An 18,458-nucleotide genomic window follows, 5' to 3' on the forward strand; every position below is an offset into this window, starting at 1 on the left:
ATTATGTTAAAATAAAATGATTTTTTTATTTTTAATGCTAATTTTATTTATTAAGGTAAATGTTATAACAAAAAAAACACTTCCATATGAAGTGCTTTTGTTAGTTTTCTTCTGAATCTATTTCAAGTAAACGTTGTAGTCGCATTAAATAATTAGCGGCTTTTTCTTGTTTTTCGGTTTGTAATTGAAAAGTCAATTGGTCGTGCTCTTTATTTTTCGGGTCCATTTTACCTAACTCGGCATAAACGTAATGATTAAAAAAAGCATTGTTACTTAAATCTGATGCGTTTTCTTGATATTCATAAACCGGAATTTTTAAAATATCAAGTAATTGTTCTAAGTCTATTTCTTTGGCATCAAATTGTTTAAAAGCATTTTCTATAAACTGTTCGTTTGCTGTAAAACTATAATGCGTTTCAAAAGGTTTTACAAAACGTAAAGTTTTGTCTTCAATAAAATCTTCCCAAGCTTCAATGTCAGATAAATCGTAATCGATATATTCGTCAAATAAATTTTGATGCAATTGTAATTCTTCAACAAATTCTTCATACACAAAAACTTCTTCTTCAGAACATTTTCCATGAACGGCTCTGAACTGAAATTCCTTTAATAAATCTAACGCACGATTTACATACGAAATCGGATTTTTGTGTTTGATAACTCCTTGGTAATGTTCTGTAAATTCGTTAAATGAATTATAAAAGTCGTCGGTTTCTCCCCACATATTACTTTTTACTTTTTAATTTTTGTTCAAATTTATCATGTAAAGCTTTTTTCTCTTCACGTAAAACAGCAATTGTTTCGTTTAATTTTTCTTCGTTATCGATATCTTGCAATTCATCGTAAATAAAATAATTGTATTGCATATTGTCTTCTAGATATTCGATGTGATATAAATAATCTTCTAAAATATAAACCAATTCTTCTTTTAGTTCTTTTTGAGATTCTTTGATGTTTTTAATTTCATCAAACATTTGTTCGATAATTTCTTCGACCTCCGTAAAGCTGTAATGTGTATAAATTGGTTCTAAATGTTCGATTTCAGAGTTTTCAATTAAAGCTTCAAACGTTTTAATTTGACTAAAATCGAATGATTGATTTTCTTTTAAAACAGAATCATGTTTCAAAATTTCTGACATAAAATCTTCATAAACCTTTTTTAAATCAGATGCATTTTCGTTAGTCGAATTGTTTTTGAATTCTTTAATTAACAATAAAGTATCGTTTGAAAAATTAACAGGAAAATCTAAAACTGTTTCAGTTTGGTAGTTTTCGTGAAAATTTTCAATAATGTCGATGATTTCGCTAATATCTTGATTCATACGTTTAAAATTTAATTGTTTTGATTTGCAAAGGTATTGTTTTAATATTTAGTTACATGCTATTTTTAAATGATAAAATTAAAATCATTTATATTTTCGTTTTTCTCATATCGAGTGGGCGAGAGCCTGTAAATTCTTGAAAAGTGTTACTAAATGAACCTAGTGTTACATATCCAACTGTGTTGGCTATTTCGCTTACTGAAATATCTGTTTTTAGTAAGAGTTCAATGGCTTTTACCATGCGTAATGTCTTTAAATATTGTAAAAATGAAATTTGTAATTCGGTCTGAAAAAAACGGGACATCGAACGTTCACTTAAATTAAAATGTTCACTAATTTGTTTTAAAGTTAACGGTTTACCAAAATTCACATCTAAATAATCTGTAATCTTAATCATTCTCGGATGGTCAGAAAACGGTAATTGTAGTGGTAGATTTTTGTTCTGAAAAGTTGGTAAAATATTTTTTAACGCTTTTAAAAACACAAAATTAGCATCGCTTTCATCGACCATTTTTCCAGTCCAAGCTTCGGTATAATTAATCATTTCTGTCAATAAATCGTTAGAGATATAAATACCTAATTCGTCATAAAAAGCATTTGAATCGTCATCGGTTGTATAAAAATATAGAGAATGTGTTACAGTTGCCGAATTGTTCAATCGCAATACATGCGGTAAACCTTTCGGAATCCAAAAAAAATAACGAGCCGGAACTACATAAGTTTTGTTATCAACCGTTAAATATGCAATTCCACCTTCAACATAACTCAATTGACCCTTGTTATGTTTATGTAAAGGAAATCTTTTTTCTGATTTTTCGTGCATGACAAAAACACCATTTTCATTCGAATCTATTTTTGATAAAGCTTCTATAATATCCATAATAAAAATAAAAAGTAAAGGTATAAAAAATTGGCTGAAATGAATAAATTATTGACTATTTAAGAAATACAAGGAACACGGTAGCTTACTAATTTTGTCCAATATTTTAATGAAATGAAATCGGGAATACTCGTTTGTTCTTTAGCCCTGATTCTATCAGGCTTTGATGTTGCTGCACAACATTCGCAACATCCTTCAGCAACTGCTGATACCTTGTATTTATCTTTGAATGAAGTTTGGGAACTGACCAACGTTCAAAGTAAAGAAGTACAACTGCAAAACACAGAATCGTTGATTCGGAATCAAAATGTTTTAGATGCAAAGGCAGAACGTTTTCCTACCCTAAGTGTTTTTGCAAGTGTTGATAAAGCTACAAATATGCCTATCTATTCAAACGGATTAGGTAATAAGCCAGAACAACACGATGTGATTCATACGTTATACAATTCAGGTGCTTCGATGTATTTTAATTTGTATGATGGAAACAAACAAAATCTTAAAATTCAAGAAGCTAAAATTTTAGATAAAAGAGCTGCTATCGCAAAACAACAAACAAAATCTGAAATACGATATAAAGCTGCTCAACTTTTTTTAGAGTTGCAAAAATCAATGATATTTAGAGATGTTATTATTAATGACATCGCTGACCAAGAGAAACAATTACACGAAGTTCAACAATTTTATAAAAACGGAGTGATTTTAAAAAGTGATGTTTTACGTATTGAGTTAGAACTTTCTAAACGTAAAATGTCGTTGGTTGAAATTGAAAACGATATTTTAATTACCAATCAGCAATTGAGTTTTTATCTTGGAACTAATGAAAAAAGTATTGTAATCCCAAAGGTTCAAGATTTATCTGAGATTCATTTAGAAACTTACGACGAAGCTTTACAAATTGCGCTTAAAAATGCTTTTAAACAACAAATTTCTGAACAAAATGTTGAACTAACTGCATTAGGAATCAAGAAAGTTAAAGCTAATGTTCGTCCATCAATCGGTGTAACTGGGAATTTTACTTTTGCAAATCCACAAATTTTCTTATATCCGTATAACGACAGTTGGTACACTTTAGGTTTGGTGGGTTTGAAAGCATCGTTTCCAATTTCGTCTTTGTATCATAACACGCATAAACTTAGAAAAGCTAAGCTAGAATATGAAAAGGAAGAAATTGCGCATCATCATATTACAGACCAAATCAAACAAGAAGTTAAAGAAGCTTATTTAAGATATGAAGAAGCTTTAATTCAGATTAATGTAAATGAAAAAAATAAACAATTCGCAAAAGAAAATGCTCGAATTATAAAAAATACATATTTCAATAAAACAGCTTTAGTTACAGCTTTACTTGACGCCGATATTCAGGTTTTAAGAACTCAGTTTGAATTAGAAGCTTCAAAAATTAATGCACAAAATAAATATTATTTACTTCAATTAGCCAAAGGGATTTTATAATGGAATTTAAACAAAAAATTAAAATTACAGACCGTGCCATCACCAAAGTTTCAAGTGTAGTTGCCGGAGTTACAATTATCGGAGTTTGTGTTTGGGGAATCTCTACTGTTTGGCGAAATTGGAAATATGAGCATACCAACGATGCACAAGTACAAGAATATATAAATCCTGTTATTGCTCGTGTTGGTGGTTATATTACTCAGGTTTCGTTCGAAGAAAATGAAATGGTTAAAAAAGGTGATACTTTATTAGTTATCGATAACCGAGAATATATTTATGAAGAAGCACAAACGGAAGCTAATATTCAAAAACAATTAGCAGAAATTGAAGTCATCGAGAAAACGAAACATACTTTAGCTGCTGATGCTGAAGCTGCAAAAAGCGTAATTAAAACAAATGAAGCTAAAGTTTGGAAACAAGATTTAGAATACGACAGATATAACAAATTATACAAAGTAGAATCTGCAACTGCACAACAATTAGAAGAAGTAAAATCAACTTTAGATGTTTATAAAAGTGAATTGAATGCTTCAGAAAAAACATATCAAGCAGCAAAATCTAAAATTGTTGATTTAGATGCACAGAAAGCAGTCTTGTTTGCCGAAATTGAACGATTGAAATCATTAAAACAACGTAAAAATTTAGATGTTGGTTATACCGTAATCACCGCGCCATATAACGGAAGAATGGGAAAACGAACCATAGAAATGGGACAAATGATTAACCCAGGACAAGTTTTGGCTTATATCGTAAATGACGAAACTCCAAAATGGATTGTAGCTAATTTTAAAGAAACACAAATTAGCGAAATGCGTGTAGGAAATACGGTTAAATTAGTAGCCGATGCTTATCCAGATATTGATTACGAAGGTAAAATTATATCGATTTCTCCTGCAACCGGCTCTAGTTTTTCTTTGCTTCCGCCAGATAATGCAACAGGTAACTATGTAAAAATTGTACAACGTGTTCCGGTTCGTATTGAATTGGTTGGTAAAAACGAAGAAGAAGATTTATTAAAATCGGGAATGAACGTAAATGTTTATGTTACTAAAAAACAAAACAATGCAACCAAATAATCCAAAAGATTTATTTAAAAAATGGATTCCAGAATGGCTTGTAAAAATCATACTTTTTACAATTTTGATGCCAACCATGGTACTGTTTTTTTTACCTATTGCAAATTTAAATGCATCGGCAGGTCATTACGGATGTGAACCTAAAGATATGCAATTTGCAGTTACTTTATTTTATGCTGGTTTTGTCGGATTTTATAGTTTAGAACGCAGATTTTTTTCATTTCTTGCAACAAAAGAATACTTCATCATCTTCAATGTTATGCAAATCATAACTTGTTTAATTATGTATTATTCTACCGAATTGTATGTGATTTTTCCGTTACGATTTTTACAAGGAATGTTATTTGCAAGTTCAGTGAATTTATCGCTGTCAACTATTTTTTCACGTATCGATTCAGAAAAAGCTCGCGAAATAAGTTTCTCTGTTTTTTTTGGAATGCTGATTTGTGCAACACCATTTAATAATATTGTTACAGCCGATTTAATTGACCAATTCGATTATAATTTTTTATATAAGATTGCCGTATTTTCGTTCATACCAGGATTAATTATGATTTTAATCTCTATGAATTATGTACGCTTACAAGTTAAGTTTCCGTTGTATGATTTAGATTGGGAAAGTTTTGTTTTATATAGCGGAATCGGTATTTCTTTTGGATATTTAATGGTTTATGGCCAGCAATATTATTGGTTTGAAGATGCTGATATTCGATTGGTTTTTTTAGGTTTGGTTTTGTTTATTTTCTTTTTTGCATATCGACAATTTTACATCAAAAGACCTTACATAAACTTAGAGATTTTTAAATTCAGAAATTTTAAAATCGGATGTTTGGTTTTGTTCATTATGTATATTTGCCGATTTGCATCAGGAATCACCAATAATTATTTCGGACAAATATTAAAATTTGACCCAAGACATATTTCGTACATCAACATTTTTAATCTTTTCGGATTAGTTTTGGGCGTAGTTATATCTTGTGCTTTATTACTACAAAAGAAAAATATTCGATTTATTTGGGGAACAGGTTTTCTTTTTTTATTGATATTTCACGTTGCCATGTACTTTTTGTTTAATGTTTCTGCAAACGAAAGTTATTATTTTTTACCATTGCTTTGTCAAGGATTAGGCGTAGGTATGATTATGGTTCCGACGATTATCTACATCATTTCGTCAGTCGATATTAAACTAGGACCATCAGCAGCAGCAACGGCTTTAGCAGTTCGTTATTTAGGATTTACCGTAAGTATTGGTTTGGTAAATTATTTTAGCTTGTTCAAAAAAAGTCAACATTACAACCGTTTTCAAGATAATATTACTTATGCAAATACAATTTATCAAGATGAGCTTTCTCGTTATATGAATAAATTATCTTCACGAGGAATGTTACCGGATTTAACCGAAAAAGCGAGTCAAAAATTAGTTATTTCAGACGTAAATCAACAAGCAAGTTTACGATACGCCATGGATTATTACGAAATGATGTCGTGGATTATTTTAGCTATGATTATCTTGGTAATTTGCACACCTTACATTAATAAAACCTTGGTTTATTTAAAATCGAAAACGTTGGTTCCGGCATAGAACATTCATTATTTTATATAAAAAATGTAAGTTGTGTTACATTTTAAAGACTTGCTAGTTTTTACTAACAAGTCTTTTTTTATTTTTTTAATTTTTGAAGAATCTTATCGGCACGTTTACGTTTTGATTCTACATCAATCTCAACGATTTTTAGTTCAATCGTTTTGATTAAAACTTCTTTATCTTCAGGTTTGTAGATGGTAAAAGTTTGTTCAACATATTTTGGAAATTGATTATTTGGAGCCTTCAATAATTGTTCGTTTAATAGCGAAAAAGCTTTATGATAATAGCTGTTTATTTTTGCTAATTCAATTAAAATATTAAAAGCTTGGTCTTTTGTAATCACTGAACCTTCGTCAGAAGCTTGTAAAATTTTAGAAAGATTTTCAAATGCGAATTCCGGATTAACTTTAGCTATTTCAGCCAAAGCTGTCATTGCGCCCCATTGCATTCGATTGTCTTTATGAGCTAATAAATCTAAAAAAACAGTTGCGTATTTTTCGATTAATTTCGGTTGTAAGTAACCAATTTCATATAAAACTTTAATACAATCACTTGCAAGTTTTTTATTACCAAGTTCGTTTATCAATTCAAGAATACCTGATTCGTTACTCGAATTCACAATTTCTTTTGCTAATGCAATATTTGGGTCTTGAATTTTTAATTTTAAGGAAGTCGATAGAGCTTCAATAACACTCATAATTGATAAATTTTAATTTTCTTTTAATCCGATACTTTCAATAATTTTCCAATTGGTTTTATCTTGATTAATCGTATTTGAAACAGCATCAGTTTTAAAAGACAAATTAACTACCTTGTCGTTTTCTTTTATTAAAACGTACATTGTTTGTTCAGATTTATCATTATTCAATGATGTAAATACTAAATAATTCACTTGCTTGTTTCCGATTAAAGAATCTTTTTGTAGCGTAATTTCTTTAACTTCATTTGGAAATTTATCTTTATAATTTTGATATAAACGTTGATTCAAATCCATCAAACTAAAATCAGAAGAAACAAAATCGGAATTAAAATCAATTGTAATTTTCGAATCCATATTGTCCGAAGCAATTAAGAAATATTGTAAACTATCACTTTTGATAAAATCTTTCATCGCATATTTATTAGCGATTTTCATTTCGTTTACTGCAAATCCTTGAGGAACATCGATGAAAAAATTTTTGGTTTCTAAAGTGTACATTTCAGTTTCAGGAATTTTCGGTTTTGCTGTAACTGTTTTAGCTTCTTCTTTTTTACTACAAGAAATTAAAAACGCTAAACATATAAAAGGTATAAATTTCATTTTGATATTTTATTTGCGCTAAGTTACTAACTATTTTAATTCGGTTTCATAAGTAAATCTTAAAACGAATGCATTTGAAATGTTATCTTTGTGAAAAAACAACAAAATGCAACCAAATATCGACTTCCTTTTTCAAGACGAAAATTATTTAGCTTATTTAGAAAACATTGTTACCGACCGAAGAAAAGAACGTTTTTTAGAAGTTTTAGAAAATCGTACCAAACATTTAACCATTGTTTGCGAAGATTTGTTTCAATTGCATAATACCAGTGCTGTGATGCGAAGTTGTGAAGTTTTTGGATTGCAAGATTTGCATGTCATCGAACAAAAATTCGGTAAAACCATAGATAAAGAAATAGCGATGGGAGCAGAGAAGTGGGTGGATATTCATCGTTACAATAACCATCAAGCTTGTATTGATTCGTTAAAAGCAAAAGGTTATCAAATCGTTGCAACAACGCCACATGTCGATGCTTTTCATTTGGAAGATTTTGATGTTACTAAACCTTCAGCAATTTTCTTTGGGACCGAGCGTTTGGGTTTATCTGAAGATATTATGAAACAAGCCGATACGTATTTAAAAATTCCGATGGTCGGATTTACAGAAAGTTTAAACATATCGGTTTCTGCAGCGATAATTATTCAGCAATTAACCAATAAACTAAGAAGGAGCGAAGTGGATTGGAAACTTAATAACCAAGAAATTTTAGAAAAGAAAATCGATTGGAGTCGAAAATCGATAAAAGATATTGATTTTATTACCGAACGATATTTAGAAAAGAAAATGTAAAAAAAAGCCTCGAATTTCGAGGCTTTTCTATTATTTAAAATAACTAAACGTTTCGTTACTTTCTATTTTTAAAAGTGTGTTGTAAATCAATTTAATTACATTTTCAACATCATCTCTATGAACCATTTCTACCGTTGTATGCATGTAACGTAACGGAAGTGAAATTAATGCCGAAGCTACTCCACCATTACTGTACGCAAAAGCATCGGTGTCTGTTCCGGTAACACGCGAAGAAGCTAAACGTTGAAACGGAATATTATTTGTTTCTGCTGTATCGATAATCAATTCGCGTAATATGTTCTGAACGGCTGGTGCGTAAGTAATAACCGGACCTTTTCCGATTTTTAATTCTCCTTCAATTTTTTTATCAATCATCGGTGTTGTCGAATCGTGACAAACATCAGTCACAATTGCAACATTTGGTTTTATGGTTTGTGTAATCATTTCTGCACCTCGTAAGCCAACTTCTTCTTGAACGGAATTGGTAATATACAATCCAAAAGGTAACGTAATGTTATTTTCTTTTAATAAACGAGCAACTTCCGCAATCATAAATCCACCCACGCGATTATCTAATGCACGACAAACAAATTTAGTATCATTAAGAATTTCAAAAGTATCAGGATATGTAATCACACAACCTACATGAACTCCTAATTTTTCGACTTCTTCGCGAGATTCACATCCTAAATCAATAAAATTAGTTTCAATTTTTGGAGCTTTATCACCTTCACCACCACGATTTCTGGTATGAATTGCAGGCCATCCAAAAACACCTTTAACGATTCCTTTTTTTGTGTGAATGTTTACGCGTTTACTTGGAGCAATCATTTGGTCGCTTCCTCCATTTCTAATCACGTAAAGCATTCCGTCTTCAGTGATGTAATTAACGTACCAAGAAATTTCGTCAGCATGACCTTCAATAACTACTTTGTAAGGAGCATCCGGATTAATAACTCCAACACAAGTTCCGTAGGTATCTGTAATAAAAGTATCTACATAAGGTTTTAAATAATCCATCCAAAGTTTTTGGCCTTCAGATTCAAATCCTGTTGGCGATGCATTATTTAAATATTGCTCTAAAAATGCTATCGATTTATCGTTTAGTATCGTTTTTGTTTCCATTATATGAATCTTTTTACAAAAATACTGAATTAGATGTTTATCCTTTTAAAAATATCTATAAATTTGATTAACAAAATAACGATTATGAGACAGCTTTTTTTTATCATATTAATAGTTTTCTTTTCTCAGAAAATTACTGCTCAAGTTAATGATTGGCAGAAATATGCAGATACACTTTCGACGGTTGTAAATGAAGATGGAGAATTAGAAACTGAATTTATGCTTCCTGAATTGAACATCAATTTTACAAAGGAAGAATTAGAACGCATGAAAGCAAATAATATTTTGCGTAGAAGAATTCTTAGAGTTTATCCATATGTAATTGCTACTTCTGAAGCTTTGACAACAGTTAATGAAAATTTATCTAAGTTTAAAACGAATCGAGAAAAGCGTAAATATATCAATGCATCTCAAGATTATTTGGAAAGTCAATTTAAAGATAAACTAAAAAAAATGTCTCGTAAAGATGGTCAAATTTTAGTGAAATTAATTGATAGACAAACAGGGCAAACTACCTTCTCTTTGATAAAAGAATTTAAAAGTGGTTGGAAAGCTTTTTGGTCAAATCAAACCGCTAAACTTTTTGACATTAATCTTAAAACTCAATTTAATCCAGAAACAACTTTAGAAGATTTTTATATTGAACGAATTATAGAAGAGTTGCAACAAGAAGGGAAAATCAATTATTATCCGCCCAAAAAGAAATATGATAATGCTAAATTGAATCAAATTTGGAAGGAAAAATTAGGAGATTCTGGATATTTTCCTGAATAAGTCATGTCGCTTAAAGTTTGAAAATTCTTTTAATTACGTATATTTGTAATCATAATATTTACCATGGAACAATTTATAGTATCTGCGCGAAAATACCGTCCACAAACATTCAAAGATGTTGTAGGACAACAAACCATTACCAATACATTAATCAATGCTATTGATAATAATCATTTGGCGCAAGCGTTACTATTTACTGGACCTAGAGGAGTTGGTAAAACTACTTGTGCCCGTATTTTGGCTCGAAAAATTAATCAAGAAGGCTATGATGACCCAACCGAAGATTTTGCATTTAATGTTTTTGAGTTAGATGCTGCTTCTAATAACTCGGTTGACGATATTCGTAATTTAATTGACCAAGTAAGAATACCACCACAAACCGGAAAATATAAAGTTTATATTATTGATGAGGTTCACATGCTTTCTTCGGCAGCTTTTAATGCATTCCTAAAAACATTAGAAGAACCACCAAAACATGCTATTTTTATTTTAGCAACTACTGAGAAGCATAAAATTATACCTACGATTTTATCGCGTTGTCAGATTTTTGATTTCAAACGTATAACGATTGCTGATGCGAAAGACCATTTAGCAGAAGTAGCGAAAAGTCAAAATATTACTTATGAAGAAGATGCGCTGCAAATCATCGCTCAAAAAGCCGATGGTGCGATGCGTGATGCACTTTCTATTTTTGATCGCGTAGTTTCGTATTGTGGTAATAATTTAACACGTCAAGCAGTTGCCGAAAATCTAAATGTTTTAGATTTTGATTATTATTTGCGAGTTACCGATATGATTATTGCTAATGATATTCCTAATTTACTTTTAGCTTACAACGATATTTTAGCAAAAGGATTTGATGGTCAGCATTTTGTTGCCGGTTTAGCCTCGCATTTTAGAAATTTAATGGTTTGTAAAAATCCAGAAACTTTGAATTTATTAGAAGTTAGTGATGAAAACAAACAATTATTTTTAATTCAAGCTCAAAAATTACCGATTACTTTATTAATTGCTGGAATTAATTTAGCAAACGATTGTGATTTAAAATTCAAAACAAGTCAAAACCAACGTTTAATGGTTGAGTTATGTTTGATGCAATTAGCATCGCTAACTCAAATGGATGAAAAAAAAAATCTAATCGGTTCATAATTCCACCGAGTTTTTTTAAACTTCAAACTGTAATTACAGAAGAAATTAAGAACGATAAAGTTTCAGAATCACCTTCTGAATCGTATTCTAATATTGCGCAAACTCAAGAAAACAAAGTTGAATCTGCAACTGAAAATCAAACTGATGAAATTCAGACTCAGAAAATCGTATTGAATACTCAAAATAATGAATATGCTGTTTCGGCCTTATCATTAAAAAGCATCAAACGAAAAAAAGAGTTAGAAGCTTCGTTAAGTAAAGCTGCAATTAATCCTGAAGATTTACCTAAAGAAGCATTTTCTTTTGAAGAAATGATTGAACATTGGAATTTTATTGCCGATCGTTTTTACAAAACCGGACGTATGTTGATGTATTCGACCATGAAAATGTCTGTTCCTGAATTAAATGGAAATCTAATCCGAATCGAACTTCCGAACGAAGGTTCTAAGATTAGTTTTGATGAAAACAAATACGATTTGGTGAATTACCTTCGAAAGAAGTTAAACAATTATGCAATCGAAATTCACATTGAAGTTAATGAAGAAATAAAAATTAAAAAAGCTTTTACGATTGAAGATAAATACAATCAGCTTTTAGAAATTAATCCAGATTTAGAACTACTAGTTAAAACGTTTGATTTAAATTTAAAACAATAAAACAACAGCCTCAAAATTTTAATAATCTTGAGGCTGTTGTTTATTTTGAAATTTTATTTAAAGAATTGCCAACGGGTAATTTCATTTTATTTGTCACCAAACTTAATTCATTTAAACTAAAACTACCTTTCAAAGATAAAATAATTGTTTCGTTACCACTTACAAACATCATGAGTTCTTTAATGTTTTCTTTTGTTGAAGAAGGGTCAACATAGAAAATCGTTGTTGCTCCATTTTCAGTAAGTGTCATCAATTCGGTCATCGAATTTGTTTTGACATAACTCACAACATAAGTTTTCATTTTACCAGACGTAGCCGCGTTTTTTGTAGAAATAAGCTTTAAATCATCTAGCTTTTTTATTAAATTTAGATAGGCTTGATTTTCTTTATCATTCATATCCATTTTAACGTTTGACATCATTTGAAACATTTTTTTATTAACAACAACCGTTTCTACATTCGGCTGATTTTTAAATGTTTCTATTAAATCTTGAGCGTTACTAGTAATAGAAAATCCAATACAAGTAACCGTTAAAAGCAAGTATTTTAGTATTGTTTTCATGATTTTAATTTTTTATTTTTTCTGCTGTATTTATTTTTTCGATAGAATAAATTCCTTTATTAATTTTTGTGGAAACATTAAATAAGATATCTTTTGTTTTATGATATGCTTGTTCTGGTGTTTCAAAAGTTTCTGGTTCTGTTTCCTCAAGTTTAGATTCTTTTTTCATTACCGAATTAAAAATCAAAACACTCGAAATCAAAACTAAACCAAGAAAAATAAGCATTAATAAAAAGTTTCTTTTGTCTTTGTTCTCTGTATTCATCGTTATTCTTTTTGTAAATATAAGATAAAAAAAGAAAGCTTCTCGTAATTTGAGAAGCTTTCTAAATTTAGTTTTTATAAAAACCGTTTGTACCAATTTCAGTTGTGAATGTTTTTAAAACATTTCCACTCAAATCATAAATTGTTATGATACTATTATCTGTAAACCCATTTGCGTCGGAACTAAAAACTTTTCCGTCGATGACATTAAATCCGAACAAAGTTGACCAACTATTATCACTAACATTAAATAATGGAGCTGATGGAATATTGTTTAAATCTTTTGAAAGTGTAAAGATTCCGGTTCCGTTTGTGAAATATAAATTACCATTATCTAAAGTTAAATATCTCGAACTTTTTAAAGTATTACTTGTGATTGTTTTTGTAACTGCTTCGTTTTCTATTTTTGATATTTCTGTTTTGTTTACATCAGAACCAATAACAAAAATCATATTTGAATCTATTGTGATTCCGTTCATTGGCAATGCAAAAGTTAAATCTTTTGTATTTGTATCTGAAGATGAATTTATGATTTCAATTGTATTTCCAGTAGTTGAATAGGAACTAGATTGTACATAAACATAATTTGATGTTGCTACCAATTTTTCAGGCTGATTATCTAAAGCAATTGTTTTGATAAATGTGTTTGTTGTAGCATTATAAACCGCGACTGTATTATTGTTTGCATTGGTCACGTAAATTTTACCGTTAGAAAAAGCAATGGCACGTGGTTGATTTAATTCTTGTGAAATTTGATTTACTTTCTTAAATGTATAACGATTCACAATTTCTATTGTGTTTGAATTGTTCATTACAATGTAAGCCAAATCGTTATTAAATCCAATAAATTGTGCAACATCTCCAAGTGTTGCATTAGAATTATTTAAAGCAAAAATATTGTTATAAACTGTGCTTAAATCATTTTTTATAAAAGATATTTCGGCATTCGAGCTTTGGAAATTCCCTTCGTTACAGATTATAATTCCATTTGAATAAGGTTTTTCAGCTTGTGGAATTTCGTCAATAATTGTATCGTCATCTACGTTGCTACACGATGTTGCAAATGCGATGATAGCTAAAGATAAAACTAATTTTTTCATATTAAAATTTGGTTATTAATTGTATATTAAAATTTCGACCTGGCATTGGTCGGTTGATTACATTTTCGTAATTGACGTTCGAAATATTTTTAATTTCGAATAGTAAAGTTTGTTTGATTTTCTTTCCGAAATGATATTGAATATTTCCGTTTATCAAAGCATAAGCTTCAATTTTTGATTTCGAAACATTACTTGCTGTCGTGAAAACAGAACCATTATAGATGGATTGAATTCCGGCCGAAAAACGTTTGTAATTGTAACTAATTTGTCCAGTAAATTTATGGAAAGGCGTGTATATCAATTGTTTTTTTAACTGTGTGTCTTCCGAATTCGTATACGCGTAAGTGGCTTGTACATTAAATGTATTTTCTTTGATTTTGAAATGATATTGCGCATCAAATTCAGCACCTTTGATTTCGACAGCTTTTAAGTTCTGAGCTTCCCAAGTTCCGGTATTATTTGGAATCCATTGCAACATATTATCTATTTTGGTATAATAGGTGTTTAATCCAAAACTTAGATTTCTGAATTTAAATTCGTTGCGTAAATCCAGCTGAAAACTCGTTTCGGGTTGTAATGATTTATTTCCTCCAGGTTCCCAAAAAATATCATTAAATGTTGGAATTCTAAAATTCTTTGAACCATTCAATTTCAATTGATAAACAGAGGTTGGTTTGTAATAAATTCCGGCAGAATATAAAAATGGATTTTGATAAGTATTATTGAATTCTTGTTTGAAACCAATTTCGTAGCCTAATTTCTCATTCAATTCATGATTAGCCAAAATACTTAATCCTAAAATTTCTTGTTTAGCAGATGTAATTCCAGAATTTTTTCCAGTTCCTTTATGGTTTGAATAATCAAGAATTCCGTTTAAACTAAAATTTGAAGCGATAAAATATTCAAAATCATATTTTGCTATAAAAGAATTCACATTTCCAGACGAATATTCATTTGTAGGGAGATTATTGAAATACTTGTAACCTTCATTAAAATAAGCAATTCTCGCATTAGATTTGTACGAATCACCTTCGTTTTTCCAATGTAATAAGTTTCTAAAATAAGTATTTTTATATTTAGTTTTTGTTTGATTTTCTGCAACTAATGCAAAATGACGGTCATCGTTATAATAAGTGGAATATAACGAAAGGCTATTTTTCTCGTTTATTTCGTGCCCAACAACTATACTTGCATTATTGTTGTAAAACTCAGCATTTGTGTTTTTCCAATTTCTATTTTTTACTTCAAAATCATTATCCGATTGATTTCGGTTAATCGAAATTTGACCAAACCATTTGTCGTTACTAATGGTAAAATTATTATTGATACGGAATGAATTATAGCTTCCGTAACCCAATTGCAAAGTATTATCTAAACGTTTTTCAAAACGAATTGGTTGGTTTAAATGAATCGTTCCACCAATCGCACCTGAACCGTACAAAATACTTCCACCACCTGGCTTTATTGCAATTTCAGAAAATTCTTTATATGAAATTGAATTAAAATCGGTTTGTCCTAAAAATAGTGAATTCACCGGAATTCCGTTCCAAAGCACGCTTGTTTGCTGTGCAGTAGTTCCTCTAAAACTGGGAGACGAAACCATTCCCGAACCATTTTCTTTAAAATAAATAGATGAGTTCATTAAAAGTAAATCAGTTAACGAACCGTTTGCTTGTGTGATAATTGAATCGTTTATTTTATGTATGGTTTGGGTTTTGTTGTGCGAATTTAATTTGTAATCTGAGATAATTAATTCATCTAAAACAAAAGGTGCTTCTTCTTGCGCATAAGCGAAAGTAGAACATGTAAAAATTACAAAATAAGAAATGTTTTTAAAAAGCATGGGTTCGACCTTTTTTCCCGAAGGTTAACTTGTTGTTCGTAATCTTTAGGCAGGTCTCCTGGCTTGCTATATTCGGCCTTCCCGATAAAAATCAGTGGCGTGAGTTCGAATGCATCTAAAATCAGATAAGCTTACAGTTGCGGGTACAGCATAGGAATTGAAAAATTCGCACCTATTTCCCTATTAATGCAATTGTTAAAAATGCAACCTAGTTTGGTACAAATTTATAAGTAATTTATTAAAATACAAATCTTTTTTATCAACTTGATAATTTGGTAGTTTAGAAAATTAAAAACTAAATTTGCTTTTCTAAAAGTACTAAAATGAATTCTAAATTTCTGAAAGCCTTTTTTTTTCTTGGTTGTTTTATTTTAATTTCTTGTAATGATAAAAGAGAAACTAAACAAAACATTGAAAATGTAAGTAATGAAATTGTTTATGCAACAGGTTTTAATTTGCAACATTATGATAATTTTTCAGTTTTAAAAGTGAATAATCCGTGGCCAAATTCAAATCAAAAATATACTTATGTTTTAAGTAAGAATTTAGATAAAATTCCAGATAGTTTATCAAAATATTTACAAATTCAAATCCCGATTCAAAAAGCTGTTGTTACTTCAACTACGCATATTCCTTCGTTGGTGGAACTTGGTGTAGAGAATTCGTTAGTAGGATTTCCAGGTTTGAATTATATTTCTAACGAAGTTATTCGAAAAAAAATCGATGCTAATCAAATTAAAGAATTAGACGATAACGAAAATGTAAATTTAGAATTAGTGATTGATTTACAGCCCGATTTAATAATTGGACATAGTTACGATGGCGAAAATAAAAAATTAGAAAATATTAAAAATGCTGGATTAAAAATTGTTTATAACGGCGATTGGGTTGAAAATACTCCATTAGGAAAAGCCGAATGGATTAAATTTTTCGGCGCTTTATATGATAAAAACTACGAAGCTAAAATGGCATTTGATAAAATTGTAAATTCGTATAACGATGCTAAAAAAATTGTTGAAAATGCATCAAGTAAACCAACAGTTTTGAGTGGTGCTTTGTATCAAGATGTTTGGTATTTACCAGAAGGTGAAAGCTGGATGGCGCAATTTATTAAAGACGCTGGCGGAAATTATTTGTGGAGTGAAAGTAAAGGAGTTGGAAGTATTTCTTTAGGATTTGAAACGGTTTTCGATAAAGCTCAAAATGCTCAATTTTGGATTGGACCAGGTGAGTTTACATCGTACGAGCAAATGCAAAAAGCAAATCCACATTATGCTGAATTTTCAGCTTTTAAAAATAAAAATGTATATTCTTATAGTGTGAAAAAAGGTGCAAGTGGTGGAACTTTGTTTTATGAAGAAGCGCCAAATCGTCCAGATTTAATTTTGAAAGATTTGATTCATATTTTTCATCCAAATGTTTTACCTAATTATAAACCATATTTTATAGAACCGTTAAAATAAATGCTTTTTACAACTAAACAAAAAATAGTAGCTTTAGGATTATTTTTGATTTTAATCTTGTTTTTTATTCTCAATTTAAGCACTGGTTCTGTTCAAATTGCGTTTAAAGAAGTAGTTTCTATATTATTGTTTCAAGAATCTGAAAAAGAAAGTTGGAAATATATCGTTTTAAATTATCGTTTACCTAAAGCAATCGTGGCTATTTTGGTCGGTATGGCTTTGTCTGTAAGTGGAATGTTGATGCAAACTTTATTTAAAAATCCAATGGCTGACCCGTATGTTTTAGGTTTAAGTTCTGGTTCTAGTTTAGGGGTTGCATTGGTAATTCTTGGCGGAGGTTTGTTTCCGTTTGCAATCAAGCAATATTTTACTTCGTCAATAGCTTTAGTTTTAGCATCCGTTTTCGGGAGTTTATTGGTTTTATTTATCATTTTATTAGTTTCAAGAAAAGTTCGTGATACGATGACCTTGCTTATTGTCGGATTAATGTTTGCTAGTTTTGCTGGCGCATTAGTTGGCGTACTTTCGTATTTTTCTTCGGCAGAAGAATTAAAAAAATTTACTTTTTGGTCTTTAGGTAGTTTAGGAAATTTAACTTGGCAAAATATTACGATTATGTTTACAGCGATATTTATCGGATTGTTCATTTCATTTCGATATTTAAAAGCTTTAAACGCATTGCTTTTAGGTGAAAATTACGCGAGAAGTTTAGGTGTAAATATAAAAAAATCAAGGTTGTTTATTATTTTAGCAACAGCTATTTTATCCGGAACTTGTACTGCTTTTGCTGGTCCAATTGCTTTTGTAGGATTAGCTATTCCGCATATTACTAAAATGATTTTTAAAACAAGTAATCATTTTATACTGTTTTTTGGTAACTTACTTTTTGGGTCAATTATTCTTTTGCTTTGTGATACCATTTGTCAAGTACCTGGTGATTCGTTTGTCTTGCCAATCAATGCGATTACAAGTATTGTTGGAGCTCCAATTGTCATTTATTTATTATTACGAAAACAAGGTTTTAGAGCCTAGTTTGACTATTAAAAACGTACAAAGTTTTTTATATTTAAATGTGAATATTTTCAGAAATGAAACATTAAATAAAAGAATCGCTTTA

19 protein-coding genes and 1 riboswitch are annotated in these 18,458 nt (G+C 29.9%); of the genes, 9 read left to right on the plus strand and 10 right to left on the minus strand.

The window, feature by feature from the left end; translation table 11 throughout:
• Positions 1-100 precede the first annotated feature (100 nt).
• The 3 genes from HW119_RS09695 to HW119_RS09705 all read right to left on the minus strand — a co-directional run bounded on the left by HW119_RS09695 (position 101) and on the right by HW119_RS09705 (position 2,202).
• Positions 101-724: a hypothetical protein gene (locus HW119_RS09695; protein WP_177763874.1), complete on the minus strand. Its 624-nt coding sequence runs from the start codon at positions 722-724 to the stop codon at positions 101-103.
• Position 725: 1 nt separating this feature from the next.
• Entirely contained in the window at positions 726-1,322 is a 597-nt protein-coding gene (locus HW119_RS09700; RefSeq protein WP_177763876.1) for a hypothetical protein, read from the minus strand.
• An 88-nt stretch (positions 1,323-1,410) separates the two neighbouring features.
• A complete protein-coding gene (locus HW119_RS09705; protein ID WP_177763878.1) occupies positions 1,411-2,202 on the minus strand; it encodes an AraC family transcriptional regulator in 792 nt (263 codons plus the stop codon).
• 114 nt (positions 2,203-2,316) lie between these two features.
• On the opposite strand from HW119_RS09705, the gene HW119_RS09710 reads away from it, so the two are divergent.
• The 3 genes from HW119_RS09710 to HW119_RS09720 are packed head-to-tail and all read left to right on the plus strand — an operon-like array spanning position 2,317 to position 6,312.
• Positions 2,317-3,654, plus strand: a complete 1,338-nt coding sequence (locus HW119_RS09710) for a TolC family protein (RefSeq protein ID WP_177763880.1) — start codon at positions 2,317-2,319, stop codon at positions 3,652-3,654.
• Positions 3,654-4,730: an HlyD family secretion protein gene (locus tag HW119_RS09715; RefSeq protein ID WP_177763882.1), complete on the plus strand. Its 1,077-nt coding sequence runs from the start codon at positions 3,654-3,656 to the stop codon at positions 4,728-4,730. Before HW119_RS09710 ends, HW119_RS09715 begins: the two co-directional genes overlap by 1 nt.
• The gene (locus HW119_RS09720) at positions 4,717-6,312 is read left to right on the plus strand and encodes a beta-carotene 15,15'-monooxygenase (protein WP_177763884.1); all 1,596 of its coding nucleotides are present in this window, start codon (positions 4,717-4,719) and stop codon (positions 6,310-6,312) included. The genes HW119_RS09715 and HW119_RS09720 overlap by 14 nt, the downstream gene beginning before the upstream one ends.
• A gap of 79 nt (positions 6,313-6,391) precedes the next feature.
• Here the strand turns inward: HW119_RS09720 and HW119_RS09725 are convergent, their stop codons facing one another.
• Both HW119_RS09725 and HW119_RS09730 read right to left on the minus strand, forming a co-directional pair.
• Positions 6,392-7,012, minus strand: a complete 621-nt coding sequence (locus tag HW119_RS09725; protein WP_177763886.1) for a hypothetical protein — start codon at positions 7,010-7,012, stop codon at positions 6,392-6,394.
• A gap of 12 nt (positions 7,013-7,024) precedes the next feature.
• On the minus strand, positions 7,025-7,615 hold the full coding sequence (locus HW119_RS09730; RefSeq protein ID WP_177763888.1) for a hypothetical protein: 591 nt from the start codon (positions 7,613-7,615) through the stop codon (positions 7,025-7,027).
• Positions 7,616-7,721: 106 nt separating this feature from the next.
• Here HW119_RS09730 and HW119_RS09735 point away from each other — a divergent pair, with 106 nt between their 5' ends.
• Entirely contained in the window at positions 7,722-8,405 is a 684-nt protein-coding gene (locus HW119_RS09735; RefSeq protein WP_177763890.1) for a TrmH family RNA methyltransferase, read from the plus strand.
• A 30-nt stretch (positions 8,406-8,435) separates the two neighbouring features.
• Here the strand turns inward: HW119_RS09735 and HW119_RS09740 are convergent, their stop codons facing one another.
• On the minus strand, positions 8,436-9,530 hold the full coding sequence (locus HW119_RS09740) for a M42 family metallopeptidase (RefSeq protein ID WP_177763892.1): 1,095 nt from the start codon (positions 9,528-9,530) through the stop codon (positions 8,436-8,438).
• A gap of 84 nt (positions 9,531-9,614) precedes the next feature.
• Between HW119_RS09740 and HW119_RS09745 the strand changes: the two genes are divergently transcribed.
• From HW119_RS09745 to HW119_RS09755, 3 genes are all read left to right on the plus strand, one after another.
• Positions 9,615-10,304 carry a DUF4294 domain-containing protein gene (locus tag HW119_RS09745; protein ID WP_255497855.1) on the plus strand — a complete coding sequence of 230 codons (690 nt, stop codon included), beginning with the start codon at positions 9,615-9,617 and terminating at the stop codon, positions 10,302-10,304.
• A gap of 63 nt (positions 10,305-10,367) precedes the next feature.
• Positions 10,368-11,453: a DNA polymerase III subunit gamma/tau gene (gene dnaX / locus HW119_RS09750; protein ID WP_177763894.1), complete on the plus strand. Its 1,086-nt coding sequence runs from the start codon at positions 10,368-10,370 to the stop codon at positions 11,451-11,453.
• Between the two features lie 170 nt (positions 11,454-11,623).
• Positions 11,624-12,109: a hypothetical protein gene (locus tag HW119_RS09755; protein ID WP_177763896.1), complete on the plus strand. Its 486-nt coding sequence runs from the start codon at positions 11,624-11,626 to the stop codon at positions 12,107-12,109.
• 40 nt (positions 12,110-12,149) lie between these two features.
• Here the strand turns inward: HW119_RS09755 and HW119_RS09760 are convergent, their stop codons facing one another.
• The 4 genes from HW119_RS09760 to HW119_RS09775 all read right to left on the minus strand — a co-directional run bounded on the left by HW119_RS09760 (position 12,150) and on the right by HW119_RS09775 (position 15,878).
• The gene (locus tag HW119_RS09760) at positions 12,150-12,671 is read right to left on the minus strand and encodes a DUF4252 domain-containing protein (protein ID WP_177763898.1); all 522 of its coding nucleotides are present in this window, start codon (positions 12,669-12,671) and stop codon (positions 12,150-12,152) included.
• Between the two features lie 4 nt (positions 12,672-12,675).
• Positions 12,676-12,936 carry a hypothetical protein gene (locus HW119_RS09765; protein ID WP_177763900.1) on the minus strand — a complete coding sequence of 87 codons (261 nt, stop codon included), beginning with the start codon at positions 12,934-12,936 and terminating at the stop codon, positions 12,676-12,678.
• A 67-nt stretch (positions 12,937-13,003) separates the two neighbouring features.
• A complete protein-coding gene (locus HW119_RS09770; protein WP_177763902.1) occupies positions 13,004-14,035 on the minus strand; it encodes a YncE family protein in 1,032 nt (343 codons plus the stop codon).
• A gap of 1 nt (position 14,036) precedes the next feature.
• Complete coding sequence (locus HW119_RS09775) at positions 14,037-15,878, minus strand: TonB-dependent receptor plug domain-containing protein (RefSeq protein ID WP_177763904.1); 1,842 nt, start codon at positions 15,876-15,878, stop codon at positions 14,037-14,039.
• Positions 15,879-15,908: 30 nt separating this feature from the next.
• A riboswitch (cobalamin riboswitch) is annotated at positions 15,909-16,105 on the minus strand.
• 96 nt (positions 16,106-16,201) lie between these two features.
• On the opposite strand from HW119_RS09775, the gene HW119_RS09780 reads away from it, so the two are divergent.
• Complete coding sequence (locus HW119_RS09780) at positions 16,202-17,341, plus strand: ABC transporter substrate-binding protein (RefSeq protein WP_177763906.1); 1,140 nt, start codon at positions 16,202-16,204, stop codon at positions 17,339-17,341.
• Positions 17,342-18,373, plus strand: a complete 1,032-nt coding sequence (locus tag HW119_RS09785; protein ID WP_177763908.1) for an iron ABC transporter permease — start codon at positions 17,342-17,344, stop codon at positions 18,371-18,373. It abuts the gene before it with no gap.
• The last annotated feature ends 85 nt before the right edge of the window (positions 18,374-18,458 follow it).

The organism is Flavobacterium sp. I3-2, from assembly GCF_013389595.1.
Classification (GTDB): domain Bacteria; phylum Bacteroidota; class Bacteroidia; order Flavobacteriales; family Flavobacteriaceae; genus Flavobacterium.

Bases quoted from the DNA above. Each gene is read 5' to 3' on its own strand.
- HW119_RS09785 (WP_177763908.1), top strand. From the start codon at position 17,342: ATGCTTTTTACAACTAAACAAAAAATAGTAGCTTTAGGATTATTTTTG.
- HW119_RS09710 (WP_177763880.1), top strand. From the start codon at position 2,317: ATGAAATCGGGAATACTCGTTTGTTCTTTAGCCCTGATTCTATCAGGC.
- HW119_RS09775 (WP_177763904.1), bottom strand. From the start codon at position 15,878: ATGCTTTTTAAAAACATTTCTTATTTTGTAATTTTTACATGTTCTACT.
- HW119_RS09730 (WP_177763888.1), bottom strand. From the start codon at position 7,615: ATGAAATTTATACCTTTTATATGTTTAGCGTTTTTAATTTCTTGTAGT.
- HW119_RS09715 (WP_177763882.1), top strand. From the start codon at position 3,654: ATGGAATTTAAACAAAAAATTAAAATTACAGACCGTGCCATCACCAAA.
- HW119_RS09765 (WP_177763900.1), bottom strand. From the start codon at position 12,936: ATGAATACAGAGAACAAAGACAAAAGAAACTTTTTATTAATGCTTATT.
- HW119_RS09725 (WP_177763886.1), bottom strand. From the start codon at position 7,012: ATGAGTGTTATTGAAGCTCTATCGACTTCCTTAAAATTAAAAATTCAA.
- HW119_RS09735 (WP_177763890.1), top strand. From the start codon at position 7,722: ATGCAACCAAATATCGACTTCCTTTTTCAAGACGAAAATTATTTAGCT.
- HW119_RS09720 (WP_177763884.1), top strand. From the start codon at position 4,717: ATGCAACCAAATAATCCAAAAGATTTATTTAAAAAATGGATTCCAGAA.
- HW119_RS09700 (WP_177763876.1), bottom strand. From the start codon at position 1,322: ATGAATCAAGATATTAGCGAAATCATCGACATTATTGAAAATTTTCAC.
- HW119_RS09695 (WP_177763874.1), bottom strand. From the start codon at position 724: ATGTGGGGAGAAACCGACGACTTTTATAATTCATTTAACGAATTTACA.
- HW119_RS09740 (WP_177763892.1), bottom strand. From the start codon at position 9,530: ATGGAAACAAAAACGATACTAAACGATAAATCGATAGCATTTTTAGAG.
- HW119_RS09770 (WP_177763902.1), bottom strand. From the start codon at position 14,035: ATGAAAAAATTAGTTTTATCTTTAGCTATCATCGCATTTGCAACATCG.
- HW119_RS09705 (WP_177763878.1), bottom strand. From the start codon at position 2,202: ATGGATATTATAGAAGCTTTATCAAAAATAGATTCGAATGAAAATGGT.
- HW119_RS09760 (WP_177763898.1), bottom strand. From the start codon at position 12,671: ATGAAAACAATACTAAAATACTTGCTTTTAACGGTTACTTGTATTGGA.
- dnaX (WP_177763894.1), top strand. From the start codon at position 10,368: ATGGAACAATTTATAGTATCTGCGCGAAAATACCGTCCACAAACATTC.
- HW119_RS09745 (WP_255497855.1), top strand. From the start codon at position 9,615: ATGAGACAGCTTTTTTTTATCATATTAATAGTTTTCTTTTCTCAGAAA.
- HW119_RS09780 (WP_177763906.1), top strand. From the start codon at position 16,202: ATGAATTCTAAATTTCTGAAAGCCTTTTTTTTTCTTGGTTGTTTTATT.